Raw genomic sequence first — 500 nt, forward strand, 5'->3', positions numbered from 1 at the left:
GCGCCGTTCGACAAGATCTGCTACATCGGCTGCGGCGTGACCACCGGCATCGGCGCGGTGATCAACACCGCCAAGGTGGAAATGGGGTCGACCGCGATCGTCTTCGGTCTCGGCGGCATCGGCTTGAACGTCATCCAGGGGCTTCGCCTTGCCGGCGCCGACATGATCATCGGCGTCGATCTGAACAACGACAAGAAGCCCTGGGGCGAAAAATTCGGCATGACCCACTTCGTCAACCCGAAGGAGGTCGGCGACGACATCGTGCCGTATCTCGTCAACATGACGAAGCGCGGCGCCGACCAGATCGGCGGCGCCGACTACACCTTCGACTGCACCGGCAATGTGAAGGTGATGCGCCAGGCGCTCGAGGCCTCGCATCGCGGCTGGGGCAAGTCGGTGATCATCGGGGTGGCCGGCGCCGGCCAGGAGATAGCCACCCGGCCGTTCCAGCTGGTCACCGGCCGCACCTGGATGGGCACCGCCTTCGGCGGCGCGCGCGG

At 66.2% G+C, this 500-nt stretch carries 1 protein-coding gene; it reads left to right on the plus strand.

The annotated features are described in order from the left end of the window. Positions 1-500 (plus strand): zinc-binding dehydrogenase (locus QN222_RS30265; RefSeq protein ID WP_284005758.1); only part of this gene is annotated, 500 nt, incomplete at both ends.

Origin of the sequence: Sinorhizobium sp. 6-70, from assembly GCF_030124375.1 — a bacterium.
Classification (GTDB): domain Bacteria; phylum Pseudomonadota; class Alphaproteobacteria; order Rhizobiales; family Rhizobiaceae; genus Sinorhizobium.